Origin of the sequence: Leptolyngbya sp. CCNP1308 (genome assembly GCF_034932455.1) — a bacterium.
GTDB lineage: Bacteria > Cyanobacteriota > Cyanobacteriia > Phormidesmidales > Phormidesmidaceae > Nodosilinea.
Genome location: NZ_JAYGIH010000128.1, coordinates 1 through 1,746, shown reverse-complemented (window position 1 = coordinate 1,746; position 1,746 = coordinate 1). Strand labels below are relative to the sequence as shown.

Annotated in this window: 2 protein-coding genes and 1 pseudogene; 1 reads left to right on the top strand and 2 read right to left on the bottom strand. The window is 50.0% G+C overall.

Annotated elements, in window-relative coordinates:
• Positions 1–177 precede the first annotated feature (177 nt).
• Together VB780_RS31245 and VB780_RS31240 are read right to left on the bottom strand one after the other, a co-directional pair.
• Complete coding sequence (locus tag VB780_RS31245; RefSeq protein WP_323355096.1) at positions 178–867, bottom strand: energy-coupling factor ABC transporter ATP-binding protein; 690 nt, start codon at positions 865–867, stop codon at positions 178–180.
• A gap of 28 nt (positions 868–895) precedes the next feature.
• Positions 896–1,171 carry a hypothetical protein gene (locus VB780_RS31240; protein ID WP_323355095.1) on the bottom strand — a complete coding sequence of 92 codons (276 nt, stop codon included), beginning with the start codon at positions 1,169–1,171 and terminating at the stop codon, positions 896–898.
• Between the two features lie 448 nt (positions 1,172–1,619).
• On the opposite strand from VB780_RS31240, the pseudogene VB780_RS31235 reads away from it, so the two are divergent.
• Positions 1,620–1,746: pseudogene (locus VB780_RS31235) on the top strand (photosystem II D2 protein (photosystem q(a) protein)); the annotation flags it as partial.

Genomic DNA, 1,746 nt, shown 5'->3' with positions numbered 1-1,746 from the left:
CAACCTCCTCTCTCAGGAGTCCTCAGCCAAGGTTGGCAAAAAGGCGAAACGCCTTAAAGCTGGCTGGGATAATACGTATCTCACCAAAGTCCTGGCTAGCGTAGGGTGAGTATGCGTTTGCCCTGATATGGCTGCGCAGGATAGAACCTAAAGCGCTATTGAGATGGTTGAATACATTTAAGCCTGGCTTTGTAACCGCTGCTTAAGGCGACCAGGATCACCCTCATCCAAAACTTGCCCGGCCTCCAGCAAAAAGGCGCGATCGCAGTAGTCGAGTTCAACCAGTCTATGGGTAACCCACAGGGCCGTTAAACCCCGCTCTCTCACCAGATTTCGTACCCGTTTCACCAAGTCGATTTGGCTATCAGGATCCAATAGGGCCGTAGGTTCATCTAGCAATAACACATTGCAGTGGCGAGCGATCGCCCCCGCAATGGCTACCCGCTGCTTTTGCCCGCCGCTGAGAGCATAAATGGGGCGACGCTTTAACTCCAGTAGGTTGATGGCGGACAAAGCATCATCAACCCGATTGCGAATTTCTGCTAAGGGCAAGTGTTCATCCACTAAGCCAAATGCCACATCAGCCCCCACAGTCGGCATTACCAGCTGGTGGTCGGGGTTTTGAAATACGAACCCCACAGGTTTCTTAACCGACCATTCTCCAGCTTGGGGTTGCAGCAGCCCGCCCAAAATCTTCAGCAAAGTCGATTTGCCGCTACCGTTGTCGCCCAACAGCATACAGAACTCACCAGGCTGCACTGTGAGCGAGCAATTTTGCAGAACTGGAAGCCCCGATGGCCAGTGAAACTGCAAATGACTGACCTGAATAGCGCCAGATCTTTGGGCTGAAGCAACGTCACCAAGCACTAATCTCGGCTCCTTGAGTATCGATCGCTTATTGATCGCTGCTTAGGGCAAAGAACCCTGGTGGGCGCCCCGATGCCGTAGCCGTACCGCTTTTCTCGAAGATTTGGACGGCTGCAATCTCGCTACCCAAGACGCTAATGCGTTTGTGAGGCTGTTGGTCGCAGGCAATCTCAATGAGGTGTCCACTGTTGCTGCGTAGGCTCTCTGTGATTGAACCATAAAGAGCCTCTGCCTCGCCCTGTTCCTTCTTTTGCACCGAGAGGGGCATTGCTGTGTGCTTCAGCGTTAACTCAATCGTGAACATAGTTGACTACTATCCAGTAAACAGAATATTTAGAGACGAAGGCAGCTCGAATCAAGCTCGCCTATCTATATATAGAGTGTAAAGGTTCTTTTCCGATAACCACAGTCTTGCCAGAGGTGAGGATCTACCTCAATCCCCTCCAATACTTAATCTTGGCCATAGCGACTGATAGAAAGTAACTTTCACCTATGAAGACCTAAATTCTCCCTATAGGAATAAGTAAAAATGCTCACCAAAACTGCTGAAATCCCTCGCCAATCTAGGTTCCTAGGCAACTCCTTCTAAAAATACCCTCTATAATGATACGTACGGTAAAGAATAGTAAACACTACTCATAATCTGTGAATAGGTGACCTGATTCTGATCAGTTAGCCGTTTGCAGGCTAGAGGTAGCGGCATCATCTTCCGTGTATATACCTTGTTGTTAGATAGTTACGGAGATTAGCGTATGACCATAGCAATGGGACGCGCGCAAGCCGAGCGAGGATGGTTCGACGTTCTCGACGACTGGCTCAAGCGCGATCGCTTTGTCTTTATCGGCTGGTCAGGCCTACTGCTGTTTCCCTGCGCCTTTA

Excerpts from the sequence above, each read along its gene's own strand:
- VB780_RS31240 (WP_323355095.1), bottom strand. The coding sequence starts at position 1,171 with ATGTTCACGATTGAGTTAACGCTGAAGCACACAGCAATGCCCCTCTCG.